This window comes from Alistipes senegalensis JC50 (genome assembly GCF_025145645.1).
Classification (GTDB): domain Bacteria; phylum Bacteroidota; class Bacteroidia; order Bacteroidales; family Rikenellaceae; genus Alistipes; species Alistipes senegalensis.
This window is the reverse complement of the sequence record NZ_CP102252.1, coordinates 611300-637799: the sequence shown is the minus strand read 5'-3', so window position 1 is coordinate 637799 and position 26500 is coordinate 611300. Positions and strand designations below refer to the sequence as shown.

At 61.6% G+C, this 26500-nt stretch carries 17 protein-coding genes; 8 read left to right on the top strand and 9 right to left on the bottom strand.

Translation table 11 applies throughout. The annotated features are described in order from the left end of the window. Nucleotides 1-13 precede the first annotated feature (13 nt). The 9 genes from NQ519_RS02505 to NQ519_RS02465 all read right to left on the bottom strand — a co-directional run bounded on the left by NQ519_RS02505 (nt 14) and on the right by NQ519_RS02465 (nt 10748). Nucleotides 14-1399, bottom strand: coding sequence for a GNAT family N-acetyltransferase (locus NQ519_RS02505; RefSeq protein ID WP_019149638.1), 1386 nt, complete (start codon nt 1397-1399; stop codon nt 14-16). After that, nucleotides 1392-3302 carry an LTA synthase family protein gene (locus tag NQ519_RS02500; RefSeq protein ID WP_019149639.1) on the bottom strand — a complete coding sequence of 637 codons (1911 nt, stop codon included), beginning with the start codon at nt 3300-3302 and terminating at the stop codon, nt 1392-1394. The genes NQ519_RS02505 and NQ519_RS02500 overlap by 8 nt, the downstream gene beginning before the upstream one ends. A gap of 10 nt (nt 3303-3312) precedes the next feature. Continuing rightward, entirely contained in the window at nt 3313-4167 is an 855-nt protein-coding gene (gene nadC / locus NQ519_RS02495) for a carboxylating nicotinate-nucleotide diphosphorylase (protein ID WP_019149640.1), read from the bottom strand. Between the two features lie 20 nt (nt 4168-4187). Beyond that, nucleotides 4188-4724, bottom strand: a complete 537-nt coding sequence (locus NQ519_RS02490) for a hypothetical protein (protein ID WP_019149641.1) — start codon at nt 4722-4724, stop codon at nt 4188-4190. A 12-nt stretch (nt 4725-4736) separates the two neighbouring features. Beyond that, complete coding sequence (locus NQ519_RS02485) at nt 4737-6995, bottom strand: TonB-dependent receptor (RefSeq protein WP_019149642.1); 2259 nt, start codon at nt 6993-6995, stop codon at nt 4737-4739. A gap of 78 nt (nt 6996-7073) precedes the next feature. Continuing rightward, the gene (locus NQ519_RS02480) at nt 7074-7649 is read right to left on the bottom strand and encodes a helix-turn-helix transcriptional regulator (protein ID WP_019149643.1); all 576 of its coding nucleotides are present in this window, start codon (nt 7647-7649) and stop codon (nt 7074-7076) included. Continuing rightward, nucleotides 7649-8122, bottom strand: a complete 474-nt coding sequence (rlmH, locus tag NQ519_RS02475) for a 23S rRNA (pseudouridine(1915)-N(3))-methyltransferase RlmH (protein WP_019149644.1) — start codon at nt 8120-8122, stop codon at nt 7649-7651. The genes NQ519_RS02480 and rlmH overlap by 1 nt, the downstream gene beginning before the upstream one ends. After that, nucleotides 8119-9384: a hypothetical protein gene (locus tag NQ519_RS02470; RefSeq protein WP_147513134.1), complete on the bottom strand. Its 1266-nt coding sequence runs from the start codon at nt 9382-9384 to the stop codon at nt 8119-8121. The genes rlmH and NQ519_RS02470 overlap by 4 nt, the downstream gene beginning before the upstream one ends. Nucleotides 9385-9398: 14 nt before the next feature. Next, nucleotides 9399-10748: a glycoside hydrolase family 2 TIM barrel-domain containing protein gene (locus tag NQ519_RS02465; RefSeq protein ID WP_019149646.1), complete on the bottom strand. Its 1350-nt coding sequence runs from the start codon at nt 10746-10748 to the stop codon at nt 9399-9401. Between the two features lie 473 nt (nt 10749-11221). Between NQ519_RS02465 and asnS the strand changes: the two genes are divergently transcribed. The 8 genes from asnS to NQ519_RS02425 all read left to right on the top strand — a co-directional run bounded on the left by asnS (nt 11222) and on the right by NQ519_RS02425 (nt 26500). Next, complete coding sequence (asnS, locus tag NQ519_RS02460) at nt 11222-12610, top strand: asparagine--tRNA ligase (protein WP_019149647.1); 1389 nt, start codon at nt 11222-11224, stop codon at nt 12608-12610. A 180-nt stretch (nt 12611-12790) separates the two neighbouring features. Beyond that, nucleotides 12791-14212, top strand: a complete 1422-nt coding sequence (gene rpoN, locus NQ519_RS02455; protein ID WP_019149648.1) for an RNA polymerase factor sigma-54 — start codon at nt 12791-12793, stop codon at nt 14210-14212. Between the two features lie 239 nt (nt 14213-14451). Then, complete coding sequence (locus NQ519_RS02450; RefSeq protein ID WP_019149649.1) at nt 14452-15060, top strand: hypothetical protein; 609 nt, start codon at nt 14452-14454, stop codon at nt 15058-15060. A 313-nt stretch (nt 15061-15373) separates the two neighbouring features. Further along, entirely contained in the window at nt 15374-18586 is a 3213-nt protein-coding gene (locus tag NQ519_RS02445) for a SusC/RagA family TonB-linked outer membrane protein (RefSeq protein WP_227901041.1), read from the top strand. A gap of 21 nt (nt 18587-18607) precedes the next feature. Next, nucleotides 18608-20464 carry a RagB/SusD family nutrient uptake outer membrane protein gene (locus NQ519_RS02440; protein ID WP_227901042.1) on the top strand — a complete coding sequence of 619 codons (1857 nt, stop codon included), beginning with the start codon at nt 18608-18610 and terminating at the stop codon, nt 20462-20464. Nucleotides 20465-20489: 25 nt separating this feature from the next. Beyond that, on the top strand, nt 20490-23657 hold the full coding sequence (locus tag NQ519_RS02435) for a SusC/RagA family TonB-linked outer membrane protein (protein ID WP_227901043.1): 3168 nt from the start codon (nt 20490-20492) through the stop codon (nt 23655-23657). A gap of 11 nt (nt 23658-23668) precedes the next feature. Then, a complete protein-coding gene (locus tag NQ519_RS02430; protein WP_173390125.1) occupies nt 23669-25483 on the top strand; it encodes a RagB/SusD family nutrient uptake outer membrane protein in 1815 nt (604 codons plus the stop codon). A 27-nt stretch (nt 25484-25510) separates the two neighbouring features. After that, on the top strand, nt 25511-26500 hold the full coding sequence (locus tag NQ519_RS02425; protein WP_019149654.1) for a DUF1735 domain-containing protein: 990 nt from the start codon (nt 25511-25513) through the stop codon (nt 26498-26500).

The window sequence follows — 26500 nt, the reverse complement described above, 5'->3', positions numbered from 1 at the left end:
CTCCGGTTCTTTTTTATTTGCGGTAGGTCGCCGTCAGTTTCCCGGGCAGCGGGGCCGACGGGTCGCGCCGCCAGACCATCGCCAGGTCGGTCGCCGTGTCGCCCGTCCCGAAGTCGAACCCGTCCGGGGTGACGAACTCCGTCGGCACGGCCCCGTCGAATCCGAAACGGCCGTAAAATCCGTGCAGCCACTCCTGGCCAGGCGTCGGGATGAGGAACGCCGCGTCGTTGCCGCGCTCCGCGATCGCCTGCATCGCTTCGCGCATCAGTTGCGACGCCAGCCCGCGGCCCCGGAATGCGGGGTCCGTCGCCACGGCGTAGATATAGGTCGTGCGCCCCAGCTCCGTGTCGAACGGCACGAGGTGGAGCATCGCCGCCGTGCGGCCTTCGACCTCTGCCGTCAGCATCCGTTCCCGCGAATAGTAACGCATGATGAACGAGTCGGCGAACTGCTCTTCGTCGCCGAAAGATTTCAACCACAGATCCTTGCAGGCCAGCTCGTCGGGGTGCAGGCAGATCGCCGTGAACTTGTGCTGGAGGAATGCCGGGTGGTAGGAGAGTTTGGCGTGCCGCAGGCCCTCCAGTCCGAGGTCTTCCTCGCGGTTGATGAGCGTGAAACGCTCGGGGAGGTGCTGGGCGAAGAGCTTGTTGATGATCGTGAAGGCGCCGTCGAACTCCGTGTCGGCTTTTTCGACATGGGTGTCGAAGGTGTGGTCGTTGACCGCCGAGCCGTAGGTGAAGGCCGCCAGCCGGTCGCCGACGTAGATGCAGCCGCCGATCAGTCCCAGTTCCCCGAAATGCCTGAAGGCCCGCTGCATGGCCCGCTGTTCGGCGCACAGCTCCGAGGTGTGCCCCTCGTGTTCCCGCCGCCAGGTGCGTTCGAGGGCCATGCAGGCTTCGAAACGGTCGGGTGTCAGCTCCTCGTAGCGATAGTCGGGGTATTCGGCCTCGAAACGGTTGATGTGGTTGCGCTTGGGCTGGTAGCGGCGTCCGGCGAGGTTGCGCAGGTCGTCGGCGTTGTAGACGTAATCTTCCAGCGCGCGGTCCGATTCGAAGGCGAAGCGGCAGGGGTGCACCCGGGCGATCGTTTCGCGGCCCTCGTCCGTCAGTCCGATGATCCGCAGCCGCTGTCCGTGGGCGTGGGCGTCCTCGCGCAGGCTGGGGATGATGGCTCCCAGGTCGCCCGTTCCGACGGGCTGCATGTAGCCGATGCGCTCGCCGCCGTCGATCTGGAAGCGGATGACGAGGAATCCGTCGATCTCGGCCCACGCGCTGTGGAACACCTCCTGCCAGCAGTACATGTTGGCGAAGGCGAGGTCGCAGTTGCAGATGCCCGACGGCATGGTATAGCGCTCGATGACCGCCCGGTCCTCGAGGCGCACGGGTTTGAATTCAATCATTGGGGGTGTAACTCTTGCGTTCGATATGGCTGTAATATTGCTGGATCAGCGCCCGGAACGACTGCGTCAGGCTGTCGGCGGCGGGCGTCGTCGGGCACTCCTGCACCTCGGAGCCCGAATCGTCGAGCACGACGGCTCCGTCGTCCGTCAGCGCGCGGAATTTCCCGTCGTACGACACCGACCAGCGGGGCCGCTGCGGCTCGTTCAGCACGTCGCGTCCGAAGGCGAAGTAGGGTTCCGTGTTGCCCGTGAGGCCCAGCACCGTGGGCATGATGTCCAGCTGCTGCGTGACCTCCCGCACCTCGCCTTGCAGGGCGCCGTCGGGGGTGTGGATGAATCCCACGATGTGCATGTTCCCCGGGTAGGAGCGCGTTTTTTCGGCGAATTTCTCCGACGAAACGTGGTCGGCGACGAATACGAAGATCGTGCGGCGGAACCACTCCTCGCCGCCGAAGCGGTGGAAGAAGCGGCGGAACGCCTGATCGTCGTAGGCTACGCCCTTGTGAATCCGGGTGTATCCGTCGGGCAGCGTGGCGGCGTACTGCTCGGGTACGACGAACGGATGGTGCGACGAGAGGGTGAACAGCGTGGCGAAGAAGGGTTCAGGCGTAGCCGCGAGCTCCTCGCCCATGAATTGCAGGAACGGTTCGTCCCAGATTCCCCAGTACCCGTCGAAATCCCCCGTGCCGTGGCGGGCTTCGTAGTCCTCGCGGCTCACCAGCCGCTCGACGCCCGCCGAACGGGCGTAGGCGCCGAATCCCATCGAGCCGTGTTCCGAACCGCAGAAGAAGAGCGTCGCATACCCCTTGTCCGCCAGCATGGCGGGCAGTTGGCGGCTCTCGCCCAGCGACTGGGCCATCAGCACGAAAGGCGTGCGGAACGACGGAATACTGCCCAACACCGAGGGCATGGCCTGGATCGACCGCGTGCCGTTGGCATACATCCGTTTGAACACCAGTCCGTTCTGCATCAGCGAGTCGAGGAAGGGCGTGAATCCTTTCACCTCCCGGTCGGCGTAGACCTCCGGACAGAGGTAGGCCGAGTGTTCGGCCGACATGCTCTCCATGATGAAGACCACGACGTTGCGGCCCGCGAGGTTCACGGCCGCGCTGTCCGCAGGCTGGTGCACGGGCGTGAAGCGCCGCGCCAGCTCCTCCGGGGCGAAGTGTTTCTTGTATTTGACGCTCCCCGCGCTGCCGATGGTGCGCAGGATGCAGAACGGATTGCTCAGGATGAGGTTGGCCTTGCCGCTGTCGGCGGTGTAGAGCGTGGCGTTCGACAGGGTGATCGGGCGCGTCATGCGGGTCATGCCGCCGCGCATCCCGGCGACGCTCAGCCCCGCGGCCGCCGCGAAGATCACCGTGTTGCCGATGTAATAGGCCCATCCGCGGCTGAAAATGCTCTCTTCCCGCACCCTGCGGCGGTAGCCCCACGCCAGCAGGGCGGTCAGGGCGATCCACAGAAGCACCAGATACCAGTTCTCGGCCATGAATTTCCCGACCAGCTGCAACGAGTTGTCGTTGTCGGCGAAGAAGATTTCGTCGGCCGTGAAACGCTTCTGCGTGTAGCGGAAATAGACCGTGTCGGCGAGGTTCGTCGCCACGACCAGCACGGCGTTGACCGCGACGTAGTACCAGAACAGCACGGCCCGGTACCAGCGCCGTTCGCGCAGGGGCAGGGGCAGCAGCGACAGCAGGATGAACACCCCGTCGGCGTAGACGACCGAGGCGGTGTCGAATTTCAGCGCTCCGGCCAGCAGCGGCCACGCCTCGGCCCACGTCAGGGGGCCGAGCACGGCGGCGTTGTAGAGGTAGAACGCCGTGCGGCAGAGCATCAGCACCGCGTAGAGCAGCACGATGCGCCACACGAGCAGCGCCAACGGGGTATGGAGCAGACGTTTCATCCGGAACGGGTTATTCGCAGGCTTTGAGCGACATGTCGAGCGACTTGATCTGGTGCGTCAGCGCGCCCACCGAGATGAAATCGACGCCGCACTCGGCATAGTCGCGCATCGTTTCGAGGGTGATGCCGCCGCTCGACTCGGTTTCGCAGCGTCCGGCGACCTTCTCGACCGCCTTGCGGGTCATCTCGGGGGTGAAGTTGTCGAACATGATGCGATCGACGCCTCCCGCGGCGAACACCTCGTCGATGTCCTCCAGCGAGCGGACCTCGCATTCGATCGGGATGTTCTTGCCCTTGGCCGCGAGGTATTTGCGCACGCCCGCGATCGCCGGACGGATGCCGCCGGCGAAGTCGATGTGGTTGTCCTTCAGCAGAACCATGTCGAAGAGCCCCATGCGATGGTTCTCGCCGCCGCCGATCTTCACGGCCATCTTGTCCAGCACACGCATGCCGGGCGTGGTCTTGCGGGTGTCGAGGACCTTGGTGTGCAGTCCTTCGAGGCGTTTGACATAGACGGCGGTCTGGGTCGCCACGCCGCTCATGCGCTGCATGATGTTCAGCAGGATGCGTTCGGCCTGCAACAGCGAGCGCAGGCGTCCCGAGACATAGAACGCCACGTCTCCGGGCGCGACGCGGTCGCCGTCGCGGAGCACCTGTTCGAATTTCATTTCGGGATCGAGGCGTTGCAGCACCAGTTGGGCGATCTCGATGCCGGCGATCGTGCCCTCCTGCTTGCACAGCAGGCGCATGCGTCCGTGTTCGTCGGCGGGGATGCACGCCAGCGACGTGTGGTCGCCGTCGCCGATGTCCTCTTTGATGCAGAGTTCGATCAGTTCGTCTACGAAAGGTTTGTATTCGGGTTTCATGGCTTGTGGATATTTGGTTGTTATTTTTTGATGATCAGCCGGCCTTCGTATTCCATCCGGTAGGTTCCCAGTCTGGGGACGTTGCAGGTGAAGCTGACGCGGCAGTTGACGCCGTCGATCGACCCTTCGACATCGGTGAGCGTGTAGGAGGGCAGGGGCTGGTAGCCGTCCTGACCGGGCAGGATCGCTTCGGGAACGATGCTTTCCTCGGAGAAAGCGATCGAATTGTCCATGCCGGTGTAGCGCGTGTGCGGTATTTTCATTTCGAAGGGCGGCATGCCGGCTGCGAAGCGGGTCTTGTGCATGTAGAGGGAGAAGTATTCCGAATCGCCCGAGGGGCCTCCGGCGAATTCGAACAGCGCTTCGTCGTCGGTGTAGGCGTTGCCCGCGTCGTCCGTAGCGACCGCGCTGCCGTAAAAGAACATGTTGATACCCTGGAGATGTCCGTCGATGATGCCGTCGTTGGTCGAGGCGTAGCGGATCTTGGGTGCGCCGTCGTCGTCGTTGCAGGCCGCGAAAGCCGCGGCGGCGAACAGGAGGAAGAGGAGTTTTTTCATGTGTCGGTATTGTTATATGTTTATGTTCAGGGTGATGCCGAAGGTCCGGGGGCGTCCGCGCTGGACGAACTCGTTGCCGATCGACTTGAAATAGAATACGTCGTAGCCCGTTCCTGCGAGGTTGCGGCCCCAGAAGTCGAGCGAGTAGTGCTTGTGTTCGATCCGCACCGAAGCGTCCGTCAGCGCGTAGAACGGCTGCGAAAGCGTGTTCTCCTCGTTCCACCAGATGCGCCCGGCGCAGCGGACCCCGGCTTGCAGCACCAGGTCGCCGAGCCACTTCACGCCCGTCGGGAGGGTCCATGCGACCCCGGCCGAAAAGGTGTGCTGTGGAGCGTAGGGGATATGGTTGTCCTTGAAATCCCCGATACCGTTGTCGTAACGCACGAAACGGGCGTCGGTGTATCCGTAGGCGGTGTTTATCTCCAGCGACTGCCACGGCGCGAATTGCAGGGCGGCTTCGGCCCCGACGCTGCGCGTGCGGCCCGCGTTGGTCATCATGCGGCCCGTGGCCGTCCCTGCGGGAAAGACCGTGAGCTGCTGGTCGCGGACATCGATCCAGAACACCGCGAAATCGCCCCGCACGGCGCCGTCCATGCACGAGAAATGGCCGCCCAGTTCGTAGTTCCAGCTGTATTCGGGTTCGTAGGACATCAGGTCGGGTCCCTCATAAGGGATTCCCGAGGCCATTTGCCATTTGATCTTTTCCTGGAGGATGTCCGAGAACATCTGCGTGTTGAATCCTCCGGCCTTGTAGCCCCGGGCCACGGAGACGTAGAGGTTGCGCATCTCGTCGAAGCAGTACATGACCGAGAATTTCGGGAGTATCTCGGTGTAGGAATGGGCGATTTCGTTCGTCTCGTCGATGTCGATCCGGATGGGGGCCGGCGCTCCGCCGTTGACACTCAGGGAGCAGTCCATGCCGGCCTTGCTGTGGTAGCGCAGCCGGGTGCACTCGTAATCGGCGCGGATGCCGGCCGTGATCCGCCAATGCCCCAGCGTGAAGCGGGATTCGTGGTAGAGCGCCGCGCCGTACGAGGGCATGCGGAAATCGGAACAGAGCGGCAGTTCGTCCGCATCCATCGTGTAGTGCAGGTCCGGGGAGGTGTTGGCGTTTTCGAGGATCAGCTTCTCGATGCCCGTGCGCTTGAAATGCACCGGCGCTTCCATTGTGCCGTGGCGGTAGAACCCGAACGCCCCGAACAGCCATCCGTAGCGGCGTCCGTCGCGTGAGCGGAACACCACGTCTTCGGTGACGGTGTGTTCGCGCCGGGCCTGTTTGAGCGTGAAATAGCTCAGGGGCGTGAAATCCTGATCGAGGATCATCGCGTCGTCGGAGTATTGGTAGGAGGTGATCGACGAAACGGCGAATTTTTCGGCGTCGTAGCGCACCGTGAGTCCGTCGCTGACGGTCGTCCGGCGGTAGGAGCAGGGATCGTTGTAGCTGATCTCCCCCTTGCGGATGACGACCTGCCCGTCGTGCACGATCTCTTCGCCGACGTAGGCGTAGGGGTAGCCGCCCTGGTCCAGGACCGAGAACGAAAGGGTGTTGTCGATGCGCAGTCCTTTGCGGTTGCGCCATTGGAGCTTCCAGCGGCCCCCGCCCAGCTGCTCCCGGTCGCATTTTTCACCCGTGTACAGATTGTCGAAAAAGCCGCCCGTGCGGGTGTAGTAGCCCGTCACGGCCATCCCGAGGTCGGGCGATAGCTTGCAGTAGGACGACGCCCGGAAGCGGTAGGAATCCCCGCTGCCGTATTCGGCCGTCAGCCGCACCCCCTGATACGCCAGCGGCGAGAGTGTGTAGACGTTCACCACGCCGCCCATCGTGTTGCGGCCGTAGAGCGTCGATTGGGGACCGCGCAGCACCTCGATGCGTTCGGCGTCGGCCAGCTCCGTGTCGAAATTGTCCTTGTTGAGCACGGGTACGTTGTCGATGTTGAGGCCGATCACCGGTTGGTCGATGCGCGCCCCGAGGCCCCGCACGTAGATCGACGAGGTCATGCGCGACCCGTAGTCCGGGGCGTGGAAGTTGGGAACCGTCTGCGAGAGCTCCTTCAGCGCCCCGATGCGGCTGCGCCCGATGGCGCGGCTGCCGACGATCGACGCCGCGACGGGCTGCGACCGCAGGACGAGCCCCTGCTTGATGGCCGTCACCTGCACCTTGTCCACCACGATCACCGTATCGGCCGCCTCGTTCTCCTCCCCGCCGGCGGTGCGGCCCGCGGCCGCGGAGGCCAGCAGCAGGAGCGGTATGGCTATCAGTTTACGGTGCATGGCTGAACGGGAATTTGTCGAGAGTGCAAAGTAACGGATTTATTTCGAACGGTGCAATCCTAATTTATGAGGAGCGGCCTACATCCCGTCCGGATCGGCATAGCCTGCGGCCAGCGCGTAGACCACCAGTCCCGCCACCGAGCGGATGCCGAGTTTCTCCATGATGTTGCGGCGGTGGGAGATGACCGTCGTCAGCCCGATGCCCAGCCGGTCGGCGATCTGCTTGTTGATGAGCCCCCGGGCGACGAGCGCCAGCACCTCGGCCTCGCGGTCCGAGAGCGGCTGCCCGGTCGGCGGCGGGGCGGGCAGGGTGTGTTCCGGACGGCGGACGCTGTGCTGCATCTGCACCAGCGCGCGCACGAATTCCTCCTCGTCGGTCTGTACGTCGATGCAGTGCATTCCGGCATGGGACTGTCCGGCGGTGAGCAGGATGGTCTTGTGTTGCCGGGCGCGGAAGTAGGCGTTGTGGGCCGCGAAGGTCTGCGCTGCGACGAAGTAGTGGATGAACCGCTCCGGCTCCGCCTCGGCGAACTCCTGGAAATCGCGGAACAGCTCGATGGAGGCGTGCGGAATCACCTTTTCCAGAATGGAGCGGAGCCCCGCGCCTACGAGGATGTTGGGGGTCAGGACGGCTATGGCGGGGCGCTGCTGCATTATTCGTGGTGGTAGGGTTCGTTGTTGAGGATGGTGAAGGCGCGGTAGATCTGTTCGGCGAAGATCGCCCGCACGATCTGGTGCGAGAAGGTCATGCGCGAGAGCGACAGTTTTGCGTCGGCGCGGGCGTAGACCTCCTCCGAGAATCCGTAGGGCCCGCCGATCACCATGACGAGACGCTTCACGCCGCTGTTCAGGCGTTTCTGGACCCACAGCGCGAATTCCACCGAGCGGAACTCCGTGCCCCGTTCGTCGAGCAGCGCCACGAAATCGCCGTCGGTCAGCTGGCGCAGGATGGCTTCTCCCTCAGCCGTGCGCTGCTGTTTGACGGTCATGCTCTTGGTGTTGCGCACGTCGGGCAGGGTCGTGACCGCGAATTTGCAATAGAAATTCACGCGCCGGGCATACTGTTCCACCAGCGCGGCGACCTCCTTCGAATCGGTCTTGCCTATGACGATCAGTTCGATGTTCACGTTTTCCGGTTTTCTATTTCGTTTACGGGAACTATGCGCCAGCCGGATTCCGTATGCCGGACCTCCCAGCCGGGGAGGAGCGTGAGGGTGTAGTCCGCCCCCGTGATCCGGTTGCCTTTCGTGAGTTGCGGGGCCGCTGCGAGAAAAGCCGACCAGTCGTTCATACGGACGAGTCCCTGTTTTACCACGAGCGTACCCCATTTTCCGCGCAGGGTGACATTGCGCAAGACCACGGCCCGGTCCGCGAGCGGAATAACGCGGTCATTGGGGTTGAATGAGATGTGGATGCCGTCGTTGGGGATGCGGAGCACATTGGCGTCGGATGCAAGCCATCCGGTATAACGCGACGAGTCGCCCGCCGTTTTGCGTTCGGCTTTCAGATAGCGGGCGTAGCTGTCGCTGCGGGTAGCTTCCATCCGTTTTTTCGCGGTGGGGGAGGAGGAATCCTTGTTTGTTTTGGTTTCCGATAAGGCATCGGCCGCGGCTTCGGAAAGCCCTTCCGCTGTTGCGATGCCGCTCCGCCAGGCAGGGTTTATCCGGTCGAGCAGCAGGGCATAGGCCGGACCTGTGGCGTATGCGAACGAGTTGACATAACCTTTTTTCGCCTCATAGCGCAGTCTTCGGATCGCCATGTGCCGGATCGTCCGGTCCTTGGTATAGGCGATACGCAGTCCCGTATATTGGGCCGTTCCTTCGTGCTTTTCGAACGTGGATTCGTTGTTGTCGGGAAACATCCGGCGACGCTCTTCCCGGATTTGCAGGGCGGTTTTCAGTGCGCGGCGGGACCCGCGCAGCGCCCGTCGCAGGGCATCGAACTCCATGTGCAGCAGGGCGCGGCCCTGCGGGGTATCCAGATGCGAATTTTGCGACGTAACGGCCTCGATGCCGAGGCTGTCCTGGTAAAAATGGAACGATTCGTGAGCTGTCAGTTCCAATAGCGCTTCCGCATTACGCTTGTCGAACCAGTCGCTTACGAGTGTAACGTAACGTCGTCCCCGGTAGTTGGTGACCGAGTTGGCTATGGGAATGTCCGTCGGCAGCGCTGTCGTGTCGCATGCGGACATCGTTTCGCCGTACCGGACGATGACCATCCGCTGCGAGGCGGGACTGAGCAGGAGCAGGTCGGGTTCGAACCGGATACCCCACAAGCGTGCGGATCTGTCCGCTGTTTGTTCCGTGGCTCTCCGTATCGGGGACGACTGTCCGATTGCCGTACAGACCGGAAGGAAAAGCAGTGGAAGGAGTGAAAGCAGTTGTTTCATGCCGTACCGTTTCGTTACAGATCCGTATTCCACTCCCCGTCGGCATCGGCGTAGATCACCGGACGGGACTTTTCGACCGATTTCAGCCATTGGTAGGCTTTGTACATGTTGTATCCGTTGCCCGAGGGGCCTCCCAGCGAGTAGGCGACGATGCAGGTGAAGTTGCGCGAACGGTAATACATCGCCTTCACGCGCTCCAGATATTCGTCTGCGAACGCCGGGTCGTTCGACGGCGTGCCCCCGACCGTGCGGTCGCCGCTGCGCTCCGGGGCGTCGATGTTCGCCCGGTCGATGACGTAGAGCCCCAGCTCGTCGCACAGTTCGTAGAACCACGCCGGCTGCGGATAGTCCGGGCAAATCGTATTCTTGCCTTTGGCCTTCAGGGCTTTGAGCTCTGCGAGGGCGGTCTTGCGGTCGGCCGCGGCGTTGTAGCGGGCCTTTTCGAGTTTGAGCTCCTTGCCCAGCCGCATGATGCGTCCGTCGATGAGTTCGGTCTTGCCGAACCCGATCTTCATCGGCATGTACTCTTTGTAGACACCGTTGCGGCGCGTGAAGAGCATCACCTTGTAGAGCGGCGGCGTCTTGCTTCCGGCCTCCCACTTGTTGTCGTAGGTGTGGTAGATGAACGGCGAGAAGCGCACCGTGTCGGTCGAACGGCCCGGAATGGTGATCTCGGTCATGTTGAATTCGAGCAGCTTGCCCTGCGGCGAGTAGATGTCGTAGCCCACGGTGACGGGTTCGTCGTAGTTGAACGCGTTCTGCGCCACGATCCGCAGGTCCAGCATCCCGAAGTCGCGCCCCAGCGTGTCGGGCACAAGCCCGATCTCGAAATCGGCGATCGAACGCTTGTTCTGATAATAGAGGTAGCTGTTTTCGAATGGTTTGCGGGCGGCGGGGGCCTCGGCGTCGAGTTGCCGGGCGGGGTTGTCGCTGCGCATCAGCAGTTTGAAATCGTTGACGCCCTCGCGGATATAGGGGGTCAAGTCGAATTCCGCGGGCGTCAGCGGGTCGCTGACCTCGGCCACCTGACGGTCGTTGAGCCAGAGCGAGTAGGCCGAACCGGGGTTCTCCGCGTGCAGGTAGACCACGCCGTCGGTCCAGGCGAACGGGATTTCGATCTCCTGTCCGAGAACGGCATAAAGAGGACCTTCGGTCGTAATCGTCACCTCGGGGCTGAAGGCTTTCCAGTAGCCTCCGGCTTCGCGGTTGCGGGCATCGGCGTCGTGGCGGGCATCGTAGGGTACGACCTCCGTGCGGTAGATGCGGCCTCCGCGCGAGGTCATCGGAACGGGGTTCCGTTCTTCCTGGGCCTGGGCCGCCAGCGTGCAGGCTGCCAGCGCAGCCGTCAGTATCGTTCGTTTCATCGTATACGGAATATGATTCGGACAAAGATACGAATAAGCCGAGAGAAAAAAGCAAGCTCGCTTGCATTTTTTCCGAGGCGGAGTATCTAAGGCGCAGCCAAAGTACGAATAAGCGAGGGCAATGTCAATTTATTTGAGCATTGCCGGGCGGGAGTATTTGAAACGTCCCGGCGATAGAAAAAGAACGGACGGAGAGAAACCCGATTCCCGGGCGGCCCGGCAAAAGTCCCCGACAACCTGAAAGCGCCGTTACGGCGCCGCAGCCAAAGTGCGAATAAGCCGAGTGCAAAAGCAAGTTTACTTGTATTTTGCCGGGCGGGAGTATCCGAAGTACGAATGGACCGAATCGCATGCGCTCCGGTAATACATTCCGACTTATGGAAGTGCCGTTACGACACCGGAGGTAATTTTTTTTGCCAAATCGCAAATAATAGCTAACTTTGTCAATTAGGAAAACGAGTGAAGAACAAACTATGAAAACGCAAAGAATCGTAGAGATTTTGAAGTCGGGCGTCGTGGACACCGACATCGTCGTCAAAGGTTGGGTGCGCACCAAGCGCGGAAACAAGAACGTGGCGTTCATCGCCCTGAACGACGGGTCGTGCGTAAATAATATACAGGTGGTGGTCGATCTGGCGAAGATCGCCGAGGAGGAGCTCAAACCCGTCACCACGGGTGCCTGCATCCGCGTCGATGGCCGTCTGGTCGCATCGCCGGGCGCGGGGCAGGGCGTCGAGGTGCAGGCCGAAAAGATCGAGATCTACGGCACGGCCGATCCCGAGAGCTATCCCCTGCAAAAGAAGGGACATTCGCTGGAGTTCCTGCGCGACATCGCCTACCTGCGTCCGCGCACGAACACGTTCGGCGCGGTGCTCCGCATCCGTCACGCCATGGCCTATGCCATCCACGAGTATTTCAACAACCACGGTTTCTACTATTTCCATACTCCGATCATCACGGCTTCGGACTGCGAGGGCGCCGGTGCGATGTTCCAGGTGACGACGCTCGATCTGAACGACCTGCCGCGGACCGAGGAGGGCGCGGTCGATTATTCGCAGGATTTCTTCGGAAAATCGTGCAACCTCACCGTGTCGGGCCAGCTCGAAGGCGAGCTGGGTGCGCTGTCGCTGGGCCGCATCTACACGTTCGGCCCCACGTTCCGTGCCGAAAACTCCAATACTCCGCGCCATGCGTCGGAGTTCTGGATGATCGAGCCCGAAGCGGCGTTCTACGATCTGGAAGACAACATGGAACTGGCCGAGGACTTCCTCAAATACCTCATCCGCTATGCGCTGGATCATTGTATGGAGGACCTCGAATTCATGAACAAGATGTGGGACAAGGGGCTGTTGGAGCGGCTGCATTTCGTCCTGGAGCACGATTTCAAACGCCTGGACTACACCGAGGGCATCGAGATTCTGAAAGCCTCGGGCCGCAAGTTCGAATTCCCCTGCGACTGGGGCTGCGACTTGCAGTCGGAGCACGAGCGTTACCTCGTGGAGGAGCATTTCAAGCGCCCGGTCATCCTGATCAACTACCCGAAGGACATCAAGGCGTTCTACATGAAGCAGAACGACGACGGCAAGACCGTGCGCGCGATGGACGTGCTGTTCCCCGGCATCGGCGAGATCATTGGCGGTTCGGAGCGCGAGGCCGACTATACGAAGCTGCACAACCGCGTGACCGAGCTCGGCATGAGCGAACGCGAGCTGTGGTGGTACCTCGACACCCGCCGCTGGGGGTCGGCGCCCCACTCAGGCTTCGGGCTGGGCTTCGACCGTCTGCTGCTCTTCGTGACCGGCATGACGAACATCCGCGACGTGCAGCCGTTCCCCCGGACGCCGCAGCACGCCGATTTCTGACCGTTTGAGAAGCGGCTTTCAGGGGCGATGGCAGGCTTTCGGGCTGCTGAATCCCGTCTGCGCTCCCGCCCGTTTTACACCGGAAGCCGTCCTGAACGACTTTCGTGACACCCGAACCCGATAATAATAAATGAAGAGACCAAATTCGGAATGCTGATAAATTCTTAATTTGGACCCTATATGGCTATCAATCAGAAACAGGTACTTTCGCTTCAGCAGAAGCTCTCTCCGCAGCAGATTCAGATGATCAAGTTGCTGGAGCTCCCCGCCGTGCAGCTCGAACAGCGCATCAAACAGGAGATCGAGGACAACATCGTTCTGGAAGAGGAGGAACGCTCTTCCGAGGACGACGAGCAGCCCCAGCAGATCTCCGTTGACGAATACCTGCACGACGACGACACGCCGTCGTACAAAAGCCGCATCAACAACTTTTCGAAAGACGACAAACAGCGCCCGGTCTATCTGACCGAGGGGCGTTCGTTGCAGGAGTATCTGATCGAACAGCTGCGCTACCGGAATCTTCCCGAGCGGGATATGCGGCTGGCCGTCTACCTGGTCGGAAGCATCGACGAGGACGGCTACCTGCGCCGCGACCTGGAGTCCGTGGCCGACGACATCGCCTTCACGGTGGGGGTCGAGACCACGGCCGGAGAGTTGGAACGCCTGTTGAACGTCATCCATGAGCTGGAGCCTGCCGGCATCGGCGCCCGCGACCTGCGGGAATGCCTGCTGTTGCAGATGGCGCAGATGCCGATCAACACCCGCCCGCGGTGGCTGGCCCGCAAGATTCTGACCAACTATTTCGACGAGTTCGTCAAGAAGCACTACGAGAAGCTGATGGCGCGCTTGCAGATCTCCGAGGACGATTTCCGCGAGGCGATCGCCGAGATCCGCCGGCTGTCGCCCAAACCCGGCAACCTCTACGCCGAGGGCGGTACGGACACCACGCCCTACATCATTCCGGATTTCCTCCTCGATTATCAGGACGGGCGTTTCACCCTGTCGCTGAACTCCTACAACGTTCCCGAGGTGCGCGTCAACCGCCGCTATATGGAGATGATTCGCGAGATGGTGGGTTCGGACGGCCGCGTCCGGGAGAAGGACAAGGAGGCGATCCAGTTCGTGAAGAGCAAGATCGACTCGGCGAAATGGTTCATCTCGGCCATCAAGCAGCGCCACGATACGCTGATGCGCACGATGCAGACCATTTTGGACTATCAGGAGGAGTATTTCAAGGACGGCGACAAGTCGAAGCTCCGGCCGATGATCCTCAAGGACATCGCCGACCGCACGGGGCTCGACGTTTCGACCATCTCGCGCGTGGTGAACAGCAAATACGTGCAGACGCAGTTCGGGATCATCCTCCTGAAATCGCTCTTCTCGGAGGCCATGCAGACCGATTCGGGCGAGGAGGTGTCGAGTTACGAGATCAAGAACATCCTTCAGGAGTGCATCGACGAGGAGGACAAGCGCCGTCCGCTGACCGACGAGACGCTGATGGACATCCTCAATTCGAAAGGCTACCGCATCGCCCGCCGCACCGTGGCCAAGTACCGCGAAATGCTCGGCATTCCGGTGGCGAGGCTGCGGAAACAGATATAGCCCGCTTGAGAAGCGGGATTTAAGGGCGGCGGCAGGCTTTCGGATATCGGATTCGGGGCTGCGCTGCCTGCCTTGAAAAACGTTTTTTAGGCGGGCGGGTCATTGCGAGCGAATGCAATGCGCGTGGCGATCCGATGGATAGCCGGGAGGTTCCGACATGATCCGCAGATCGCCGCGTCGGACCGAAAGTCCTCCTCGCAACGACACCCGTCCGAACGGCGGGCATTAAAGAACTGGAAATGAACTATAAAAAAATCTCCACCGGCATCTCCTGGGTCCTGCACCCGTTCCTGCTGCCGATCTATATGATGGCCCTGCTGCTGACGATGACGACCTTCGCCCATTACTCCCCGAACGTGAAGTTCTATCTGCTGTGGGTGGTGGCGCTCTATGCCGTCATCATCCCCGTGTTGTCGCTCGGGGTGCTGCGGTCGCTGGGCCGCATTTCGGACTACCGTGTCGATGACCGGCGCGAACGGATGCTGCCGCTGCTGATCGGGGCACTCTGCTACATCCTTTGCGCTGTCACCGTTGCGAAGATCCCTTCGGCGGTGTTCCTGCGCAAGTTCATGCTCGCCGCGGCCTGCTGCGAGCTGCTGTGCCTCGGGGTGTCGTTCTACTGGAAAATAAGCCTTCATCTGACGGGCATGGGCGCCGTCGTGGCGCTGCTGGTGGTGATGAACGTCGTGGGCGTGGGCAATATGATGGTGCCGCTCGTGGCGGCTGTCCTCTGCGCCGGGGCGCTGGCTTCGGCGCGCCTCTATCTGGGGTGCCACAACGGACGGCAGGTGCTGGCCGGATTCTGCGGCGGTTTCGCCGTCTCGGTGCTCGCCGTACTCTTCTTGTAAGGCGTCTTGCGCCGGTGGCACGGACGGGGCGGAAAAGCCTCCTGACCTGCTGTTGTTTCTAAAACAGGCGTCTTACGCCTGCCCCTCGGGGACGGATTTTTCGATCCGTCCCTTTTTTCGTCGCTCCTGTCGCTTCGGGCGGGATGTGTGCGCACACATCCCGTAAAAATGTATGATTGTTTCAATCAGATGTACGCAAGTTTCAGTCTTCCCCGATGCCTCATTCTAAATTTGCACTACCAGGAGGTTGCAGTTATTAAAAAAATCGAATAATGACGAGCTAACACAAGACGAATAACCTAAACCAATCAACATGAGTAAATCTACAAAGTATGCAATTTCCGGAACCGGGCGATGGGGCGCGCTGCGCTTCGCCGTGTTGGTTCTGGCGCTGTGTCTGCTGCAAGCGCCGGGGATTCTCGCTGCGCCCGCTGCGGCGGCGCAGGCCGGGAATGCCGCCGCGAAACACCGTGTTCAGGGTACGGTGGTCGATCAGGCCGGTGCGCCGGTGATCGGAGCCAACGTGATCGTCGAGGGCACGACGACCGGCACGACGACCGATGCGAAGGGCGCCTTCTCGCTGGAAGTTCCCGCCAAGGGCCGCTTGCTGATCTCCTACCTGGGTTATGAAACCCAGCAGGTGACACTGACCTCGCAGACACAGTATATGGTGACGCTGCGGGAGAATACGGCGGCCATTGCCGATGTCGTGGTCGTGGGCTACGGCGTGCAGCGCAAGGAGAGCGTCGTGGGCGCCATCTCGCAGGTCAAGGGCGACGCCCTCGTGGATTCGGGCGTGTCGAACATCACCAACGCCCTCGCGGGCAAGCTCTCGGGCGTCACGACGCTCCAGACCTCGGGACAGCCGGGTCAGAACGACGCCGAAATCCTGATCCGCGGCGTGTCGAGCTTCAGCAACTCCAACCCGCTGGTGCTGGTGGACGGCGTGGAGCGCGATTTCTCGACCATCGACCCCAACGAGGTGGCCAACATCTCGGTCCTGAAAGACGCTTCGGCGACGGCCGTGTTCGGCGCCAAAGGTGCCAACGGCGTCATCATCGTCACGACCAAAAGCGGTCGGGAGGGCAAGCCGAAGATGGACTTTTCGTTCTCGACGGGTTTCGCCATGCCGATCAACACCCCGAAGCATATCGACTCCTACCGGACGATGTCGCTGATGAACGTGGCCAAGATGAACGACCAGCTCTTCGATTCGCTCACCTCGCAGGCGGACCTCGCCGAGTACCGCCGCCCCTCGTCGCGCCTCAACGCGCTGCGCTATCCCGACGTGAACTGGCTCGACGAGATGACCGACTCGTTCGCCTCGACGATCAACGCCAACTTCAACATCCAGGGCGGTACGCGCTTCGTGAAGTATTTCGCCTCGGTGGGCTATGCGCACGAAGGCTCCATATTCAAAGGCGTGAACGACGGCAAGATCGACTCGCGCTACTATTACAACCGCTTCAACTTCCGCACCAACGTCGATTTCAACGTCACCCCGACGACCGTCGTGTCGTTCAAGCTGGGCGGCAACGTCGGCATCAAGAATAAGCCCCAGCCGCAGGACGGCGACGACGGCATGTGGAAATACATCTTCGGCAGCTCGACGGCCAAATACCCGATGTACTACCCCTCGTGGGTGCTCGAAGAGGTTCCCGACCTGGACTATCCGGGCGTCGTGGAGGACCGCCTTATCAGCGAGGCCGACCAGACCACGGGAAACCCCTATTACCAGATGATGCGCGGCCGCTTCATCCAGCTCACCGATTCCAAACTCTTCTCGGACATCATCCTCAACCAGAAGCTCGACTTCATCACCAAGGGACTTTCGGTGCAGGGCAAGGTGTCGCTGAGCACCTATTATAAATATACGACCCTGCGCACCGAGTACGACCGTCCGGCGTGGTACCTCGATTTCTCGAAGATCGGCTCCGGCGAGAATCCGTGGCGCCGGACGGGCGACAACGGTTATCTCTACGTGCCCAATCCGGTCTACACGACGGCCGGCAACGCATTGCAGGACGGCTACTACCTCGACCTCTACTACGATCTTTCGCTCAACTACAACCGCACCTTCGGCCGCCACAACGTGACGGGTCTGGTGCTCTTCAACCGGCAGGAGCAGGACAAGGGGTCGGATTTCCCCTACTACAACGAGGCGATCGTGGCGCGCGCCACCTACGATTTCGCCCACAAGTACCTCGTCGAGGTCAACATGGGTTACACCGGTTCGGAGCGCTTCGCCCCGGGCAACCGTTTCGGGTTCTTCCCCTCGGGCGCCGTGGGGTGGGTGGTCTCGGAGGAGCGTTTCTTCGAGCCGCTGAAACCGTGGTTCAGCAAGCTGAAACTCCGCTATTCGCAGGGTCTGGTCGGCAGCGACTACGCCAACAACCGCTGGCTCTACATGAGCGAATTCTCGAAGGACGGCAACGGACACATCGTCGAGGACAAAATCGCCAACAGTTCGGTGCAGTGGGAGCAGGCCATGAAGCGCGACCTCGGTATCGAGATGGGTTTTCTGAACGACGAACTCCACCTGAGCGTGGACCTCTTCGACGAGAAGCGCGATAAGATGCTGATTTCGGTGGACAACACGACCCCGATGTGGATCGGCAACACCTCGAAGGAGCTCAACAAGGGTAAGATCAAGAAACACGGCATCGAGCTGGAGCTCTCTTACCGCAAGCAGCTGAACAAGGACTGGACGGTCTTCCTGGGCGGCAACTTCTCGTTCAACGAGAACCGCATCCTCTACGCCGACGACGCCCTCTACGCCCTCGCGCATCAGCGCAAGGTCGGCACGGCCCTCGGCGCGCAGCTCAGCGGCGCATACCTCGTGGGCAACGGCTATCTGACCTCGGTGGACGACATCCACAGCAACTTCCTGCCCGTCAAGGTCAGCGACGTGGTGGTCGGCGACTACAAGTTCCTCGACTTCACGGGCGACGGCGTGATCGACAAGGACGACCTCGCACGCATGGAGGGTTCGCTCAATCCTCCGATCGCCTACGCCTTCAACGCGGGCTTCAAGTGGAAGGGCCTCGACGTGAACGTCCTCTTCCAGGGCTATGCCAAGAAATGGGTCAATTTCGACCAGATGTACGAGTGGGAGTTCTACAAGGGCAACTACCGCACGCACCTCTCGTCGCTCGACTACTGGTCGCCGTCGAATCCGGGCGGCAACCACGGAGCCGTGCACTACACCGCCTCGTCGCAGGTCAACATGAACTGGTCGGGCTACAACGAGAGCGCCACGACGGGCGGTTACAACGCCAAGATCGCCGGCCGTTCGTGGCGCCGCGCCGATTACCTGCGTCTGAAAGAGGTTTCGGTCGGCTACACGTGGAGCGGCCCGAAGATCAGGCAGGCGCTGGGCGTGCGTGCCCTGAAGGTGTACGCCACGGGTAACAACCTGCTGACCTTCACCGACCTGCTGGAGGGCGATCCCGAAAACAAGTACCTCGTGTGGGGGCAGTATCCGCAGATGATGACCGTCAAACTGGGCATTCAGGTGTCGTTCTGATCCCAAAAACGCAAACAGACCATGAAACATATATTGACAAGGGTATTGAGCTGGGCGGTGCTGGCGGCGGCCGCCGCAGGCAGCACTTCGTGCCTGAACGAATATCTCGACAAGGCGCCCGACGCAGGACTGGACGAAAAGGAGGTTTTCTCGAAGTACGCCAACTTCAAGAGCTATTTCTACGCAGTCTACAACGGGGCCAACTTCAACATCAAGGCGCACTATCCGCAGTGGTTCGCGGGCAACAACCAGAAATTCACGATGGAGGGGCTTACGGACATGTGCGACATGACCCGCATCCAGCGCTGCCAGCCCGGCAAGCAGGGCGACGGTTCGACGGTGATCTACGCCGTGGGCTACAACTCCGACGCTTCGTCGAAGACCGCGAAGGTGCCCTATTCGTGGAAGTCGATCCGCGTGGCCAACATGACCATCCGCAACATCGACATGTTGCAGGACGCCACCGACCGTGAGAAGAAGGACCTGCTGGCACAGGCTTATTTCGTGCGCGCCTACTGCCATTTCGAACTCTTCCGCCTCTACGGATCGCTGCCCTACATCGACAAGGTGATGGGTTCCGAGGACGAATGGGACCTGCCGCGACTGTCGGATTACGACATGTTGCAGCGCATCGCCGCCGATTTCCAGACCGCGGCCGATATTTTCGATCAGGCGGGGCTGATGCGCCGCGACCCGGCTTCGGGTTCGGGGCACCTCGCGGCCACGGATCAGGACAAACCCAACGGCGTGACGGCGCTGGCCATGAAGGGCCGCGCGCTGCTCTACTCCGCCAGTCCGCTGAGCAATCCCGGAAACGACATCTCCCGCTGGGAGGAGGCTGCCGAGGCCAACTGGACGGCGCTGAAGAGCGCCCTCGACCACGGCTATCTTCTGCTCGCCAAGGAGAAGTACACCGATAACTTCTACGGCACGAAATACACCAACGAGCAGCTGTGGGCCTATACGAGCGGCAGCACGACCAACTACAACAACGACCGCGTGCAGGCTTTCGTGCCCTATTGCTTCTCGAACAACGCTTTCAGCTCGGGACAGTGCCCGACGCAGAATTTCGTCGATAAGTTCGAGACCGCCGGCGGCTATCCGCTCAACACCCCCGAGGAGCGGGCCGCGGCGACCGCTGCCGGGCAGTACGACGAGCAGAACCCCTATGTCAACCGCGACCCGCGTTTCGATGTCGTGGTGATCTACAACCAGAAGCCCGTGCAGGGCTACGGCAACGCCTCGATCTATGTCAACGAGGACGGCAGCCTGCCTTCGGGGTCGCTGATCCAGAAGCGCAGCGGCAGCGAGGACGGAGTTTCCGAGACCTTCTACTACGAGCAGAAGCGCACGGGGGCCCTCTCGAACAAGGGTGTGCAGAACCTGCTGCTGACCGACCCGATCATCCGCCTGGCAGAGCTCTACCTCAACTACGCCGAGGCGGCCAACGAGGCTTACGGTCCCGACGGACAGGCTCCCGGTGCTGCGATGACGGCCCTTGAGGCGCTGAACACGGTCCGCAGCCGGGTGGGGATGCCCGCCGTGCTCGACGCCTACACGACCGACAGGGACGCCCTGCGCCCGCGCATCAAGAACGAGCGCGCGGTCGAGCTCTGCTTCGAAGGCTACCACTATTACTGCGACATCCGCCGCTGGAAGGACGCCCCCTCGATCCACCGCACGCGGCTGACGGGCATGCGCGTCACCAAACTCAAGGCGGGTGCCACGGCGCAGTATCCTACGGGATTCCGTTACGAGCGGTTCGAGCTGCCTTCGAACCGTCAGATCGCCTGGAAGAACGACGGCATGTACTACGTGCAGTTCCAGACGAGCGACCTGCTCAAAATGAAGAACTACGTACCCAACGAGGCGTGGTAGTGTTAATCGCATAATGAGAAAATTCATGAAACATACTCTGTTTTCACAGTCCAAATACGCTGCGCTGCTGTGCATGCTGCTGATCCTCCCGGCGTGGTTCAGTCCGGCTGCGGCGCAGGCGCGCAAGGCGCAGCCCCGGCGGGTCGATGTCTCCGTCGCGGTGGTCACGCCCGACGGGAAGCCGGTCCCGAACGCCGATCTCACCGTGGGCGAGGGTGCGCGGCACCTGAGAGCCGACGAGGCGGGCCGCATCGTCTTTTCCGTCGCACCCCGCGATCTGGTGACGGTCTCGGCCGAGGGCTTCACACCCGTCCGGGCCCTGGGCAGCGCCCTGGCCGAATCGTCGCAGGTGACGCTGACCCCTGCGGTCCTGCTGGCCGGCGAGGGCGACGACGTTCCGCTGCCCTATACCTCGCTCAAGAAACGCTGGTCGGTGGGCAGTTCGGTCGTCATCCGCGGCGAGGAGCTCGAAAAATACTCCTCGACCGACATCCGCAACGCCCTGACGGGGCTGGCCAGCGGTGTCGAGGTTGCCGAGAAGTTCGGCGGTCCCGGCGTCAATCCGCTGGAGCACATCGGCCAGTACGGCGCCTCGACGCGCATCAGCGTCACCGCCCGCGGCAGGCAGATGATGTACATGGTCGATGACATCCCCGTGCAGATCGACGAGACGCCGCTCGACCCCCAGCAGATCGAGTCGATCACCATCGTCCGCGACGTGCTCGAAAAGAGCCTCTACGGCCCCTCGGCTGCCAACGGCATCGTCTACATCCGGACCAAGCGCGGCCGCTACAACGACCGTTACCTCACGGTGGACGTTGAGGGCGGCGTGAACACCGTCGATCGCATGCCCGAGTATGTCAGCGGCGCCGATTATGCCCGGCTGAACAACATCGCCCGCAACAACAGCGGTCTGGAGATGCTCTATTCGCGCGACGACGTGGCGGCCTATGCCAAGAACGATCCTTACGACATGTGGCATCCGAGCGTCGATTTCCGCGACATGATGCTCAAGAATACGATGTATTACACCAAGGCCAACGTCTCGTCGGGCGGCGGCAACGATCTGGTGCGCTACTTCGCCTTCCTGGGGTACGCCGGCGAGGACGACATCTACAAGATCGGTCCCGCGGCGAACTACAACCGCGTGAACATCAACGCCAATCTCGACATCAAGCTGCACCGCTACATCCGGGCGCGCTTCGGGCTGGTCTCGACCATGGGCATCCGCAAGTCGTCCAACTACGGTTACAGCTCGAACTATTCGAGCGAGGACGCCTCGTCGAACACCACGCTCGGCGTGACCGAGTTCCCCGACATCATCAGCGACATCAACACCACGCCGGGCATCTCGTTTCCGATTTACGCCAACAACGATCCCGATCTGGAATCGCCGTGGTATGCCGTCTCGTCGCTCTACAAGCAGAACCCCGTGGCCAACATCCTCGAAAACGGCGCCTATACCGAGACCATCCGCAAGGGCCTGATCAACGTGGGCGTTGACATCGACTTCTCGTTCCTCACCCCGGGCCTCACGTCGATGACCTACGGGGCCTACGACGCCACGAACCTCGTGCGGCTAGGCACGGCCGAGGACTATGCGGCCTACATCCTGAACAAGGGCATCGACGAGAACGGCTACGACGCGATGATCCCCGAGCAGAGCAGCAGCCACAGCGTGAAGGCGATGGCCAACAAGACCCGGTTGCTCGACTACTTCTCCAACCGCTTCTATTTCGTGCAGAAGTTCGCCTACGACCGCACCTTCGGCCGTCATGCCGTCGCCGCGTCGGCCTCCTATATGATCACCAAGCGTTCGCAGAAGTTCATCACCGAGCACCGCCGCGAGATGACCTTCGGCTTCGGCGCCCGCTATGCCTACGACGGCCGTTACCTCGTGCAGGCGGCTTGCAGCTATCAGGGAACCTATGCGCTGCTGAACAACCGCTGGTCGGCGTCGCCGTCGGTGGGTCTGGGCTGGATCGTCTCCGAGGAGAATTTCATGAAGAACCTCCGCGGCATCGACTTCCTGAAACTGCGCGCCGAGGGCGGCATCCTCTATTTCGACGGTTCGATGTCGGCCAACCGCGATGTCGATAACTACAAGTGGGACAACAGCGGCCAGAAATTCGGCCCTCATACGAACAACCAGTGGTTCGGAAGCACCACGAGCAACGCCGTCGATCGGCTCTACGCGCAGATGCTGGGCAACCCGAATCTGCGTTTCGAGAAGCGCCGCGAATTCACGGTCGGCATCGAGGGGCTTGCCCTCCGCCGCCGGCTGAGTTTCGAACTCAACTACTACAACACGCTCTCCGACGGTCCCGTCGCCGAGATGAAGAACGTCCTGCCGCTGCTGGCCGGCATCTCGTCGGGATCGCTCTGGATGAATTACGAGAAGACCCGCTATCAGGGCTATGAACTGGCGCTGGGCTGGCGCGACCGTGCCGGCGATTTCTCCTACTCGGTCAACGGTTGGGCGACGTTCCAGGCTTCGAAGGTGCTCCGCGCCGACGAGCTCGACTACAAGGACGCCTACCGTTCGAAAGTCGGCTATTCGGCCTCCTCGATCTGGGGCCTGCGCTGCATCGGGCAGTTCCAGAGCGACGAGGAGACGCTCGCCGTGCCGCAGCTCTTCGACGACAAGCTGCAAAAGGGCGATCTCAAATACGAGGACATGAACGGCGACGGGCAGATCGATGACAACGACTTCTGCGTCATCGGCAACTCGACGCCCAAGATGATCTACGGCGTGAACGTCAACCTCCGCTACCGCGATTTCGACCTGACGGTGGTGGGCACCGGGCGCGCCTTCTACGACCTGGCGCTGACGAACGACTACTTCTGGAACGGCTGGGGCGACGGCAACTATTCGAAGTACACGCTTCGCAACGCCGGCAATCCCGACCATCCGCGCCTGACCTACAACAAGGTCAACAACAACTACAAGACCTCGACCTTCTGGCTGGAGGACGGCGGGTTCTTCAAGATCCAGACCGTCGAACTGGGCTACGAACTGCCCGTGCACCGGCTGGGCATCACCTCGATCCGCCGCATGCGGGTCTACCTGCGCGGCAACAACCTCTGTACCGTTTCGAAGATCAAGGATGTCGATCCCGAGGCCATCGGCTCCGGACTCACGAACTATCCGCTGATGCGCACCTTCGTGGCAGGCGTTAAGTTAACCTTCTAATTGAGACGACGATGAAAAGAACCTTATTTCAGATATTGGCCGTGGCCGCAGTCGGTGCGATGTGTTCGTGCAGCGATTTCCTCGATCCCTATCCCAGCGCGATCCGCTCGGAGGGGTACATCCTGACCAACCCGACGACGATGCAGGGCCTCATCGGCAAGTGCTACGACTACATGGCCCAGAACTACAACGACAACGAGGGCGCCTACCTCGACTGCGCCACGGACAACGCCGTGCGCACCTCGACGACCGATGTCCTGCGGCGTTTCGCCGTCGGCGTCACGAGCCCCACGAACGACCCGTTCGAAACCTACTGGGACCGCGACTACAAGGGCATCTACAACGTCAATATGTTCCTCAAGGACGACCGCGGCCTGAACATGCGCTATATGCTCGACGAGCACCTCGACGAGCTGCTCCGCAACCGCCTCTGGGGCGAAGCCTATGCCCTGCGCGCCTGGTTCCAGTGGGACCTGCTGCAAAAGTTCGGTGGACGCGGCACGGACGGCCGCCTGTTGGGGTATCCCATCCTGCTCGAACCCGTGCGTGTCTGGGAGATGTCGCCCGAGGAGATGCGCGGCCTGCGCTTCGAGCGCAACACCTACGACGAGTGCGTGGCGCAGATCCTGCGCGACTGCGATTCGGCCTACAAGTATCTGCCGATCGCGCACCGCGACTTCCTGGTGCCGAACGCCGACGACCGCCGCGTGCTGGGGGCTCAGAACTGGGGCCGTCTCGACGGCATCAGCGCCGTGGCCATCAAGGCGCTGGTCTACCTCACGTGGGCCAGCCCGCGGTTCAATCCCGACGGCGACGTGGAGCGCTGGCGCAAGGCCGCCGAATGCGCCAAGGAGGTGATGGATTTCAAGATGACGGTGGACAACGTCTCCGGAGGCTTCTCCGTCGGACGGCAGGTCGATTGGTGCGACCCCAACAACCCCGAAATCGTCTACGCCTCGCGCTACAAATCCTCGAACGACGACATGGAACGCGCCTTCTATCCGGGCGGCTTCCAGGGCAACGGCACGATGGGCGCCACGCAGGAGCTGGTCGATGCTTTCGGCATGGCCGACGGCTATCCGATCGGCGAGTCGCCCGAGTACGCCTACGACCCCGCGAATCCCTACCTCAACCGGGACCCGCGCTTTTACAGCGTGATCTTCTACAACGGCCGTTCGGTGGTTACGGGGCAGACGAGCAAGACCTACACTTTCGAGAACTGGTCCAACGGCGGCAAGGATGCGGCCGGAACCAGTTCGAAGAACTCGCTGACGAACTACCACATCAAAAAGTTCGTCTACATGGGCCTCAACTGGTCCGAGACCTCGGTCAACAAGATGCCGCATTCGAAATTCTTCATCCGCTGGGCCCACATGGTGCTGGCCTTCGCCGAGGCGGCCAACCGCGTCGGCGGCCCCAACGCCCCGATCGACGGCCTGACGGCCCGCGAGGCTATCGCCTGGCTGCGCAGCCGCACGACCTACGACGGTGCCGAGGGCATCAAGTCGGACCCCTATCTGGAGCAGGTGTCGCTGGCCGGCAAGGAGGCTTTCGACAAGTTCCTGCGCAACGAACGCCGCATCGAAACCTGCTTCGAGGGCACGTGGTTCTTCGACCTGCGCCGCTGGACGACGACGCTCGGCGAGCTGAACCGCGAGGTGCACGGCGTGCAGGTGACCCGCAAACAGAACGGCGATTTCGAGTACGACTTCGACCACGTGGTCGAAAAGCGCTCGTTCACGTCGGCTTACCTCCCGATCCCCTACAAGGAGATGCTCAACGTCGAGGGCCTCGTGCAGAACGAAGGCTGGGAGAACTGGCAGTAAATCATAACCCGGAAAAACCGCAAAAACATGAAAAAATACCTGTTCATATTGGCCGCAACCGCCGCGCTGACATCGTGCTACGACGATTATGTGAAGGACAACGACACGCAGGCCGTGGGTTTCGCCAATCAGACCGATGTCCGGTCGGTCATCGTGGGCGAGGGCATGAAGTTCTCCACGGGCGTGGCGCTGGGCGGCACGATCGAGAACTCCGTGGACCGTCCGATCAGCTTCGAGATCGACTATTCGCTGGTCAGCGACGCTACGTTGCAGGCGATGAAAACCCACGTTTTCTCCTACATCCAGAACCTCACCAGACCGCTCGGCTCGCTCGAAGCGCTGTCGGCCGAGGAGTATAAGCTGCTGCCCGAGGGCGGCACCGACGGCCGCGTGACGATCCGCCGGGGTTCGCACCTGGGGCAGATCGTCATCAAGATCGACTCCGCGAAGTTCCTCGCCGACGCTTCGCGCACGCTGCCCAAGTTTGTGATCCCCCTGCGTCTGACCGACGGCAACGGCACCAATCTGATCGCCGGCAAGGAGACTTCGGTGATCGGCGTGCGCTATGAGAACATGCTCTTCGGCAACTACTGGCACGGCGGCGAGACCGTCGTGACGGACGCTTCGGGCGCCGAGGTCAACCGCATCGCCTATTATACGACCGTCCCGCAGTCCGAGACGCGCGTCTGGACGCTGACCACCGTCGCGCCGTTCTCGCTGACGGCCAACGCCGTGGGCGGCGAGCTGAACGGTTCGAAGGCCCAGCTCAAGCTGACGCAGGGCGCGGACGGGGCGATTACGGTGAGCGCCGCGGACGGTGCCGACTATGCGGTCGAGGCCGACGGCGAGTGCTCGTTCAACCGTGCGAAGCTGTTGCAGAACCGTCGGATCTATCTCAAATACAAGTACGAGAAGGATGGCCTGATCTATCACGCCACCGATACGCTGACGTTCCGCAACCGCGTGCGCGACGGCGTGAACGAGTGGCAGGACGAGAATCCCGCTAACTACGAATAG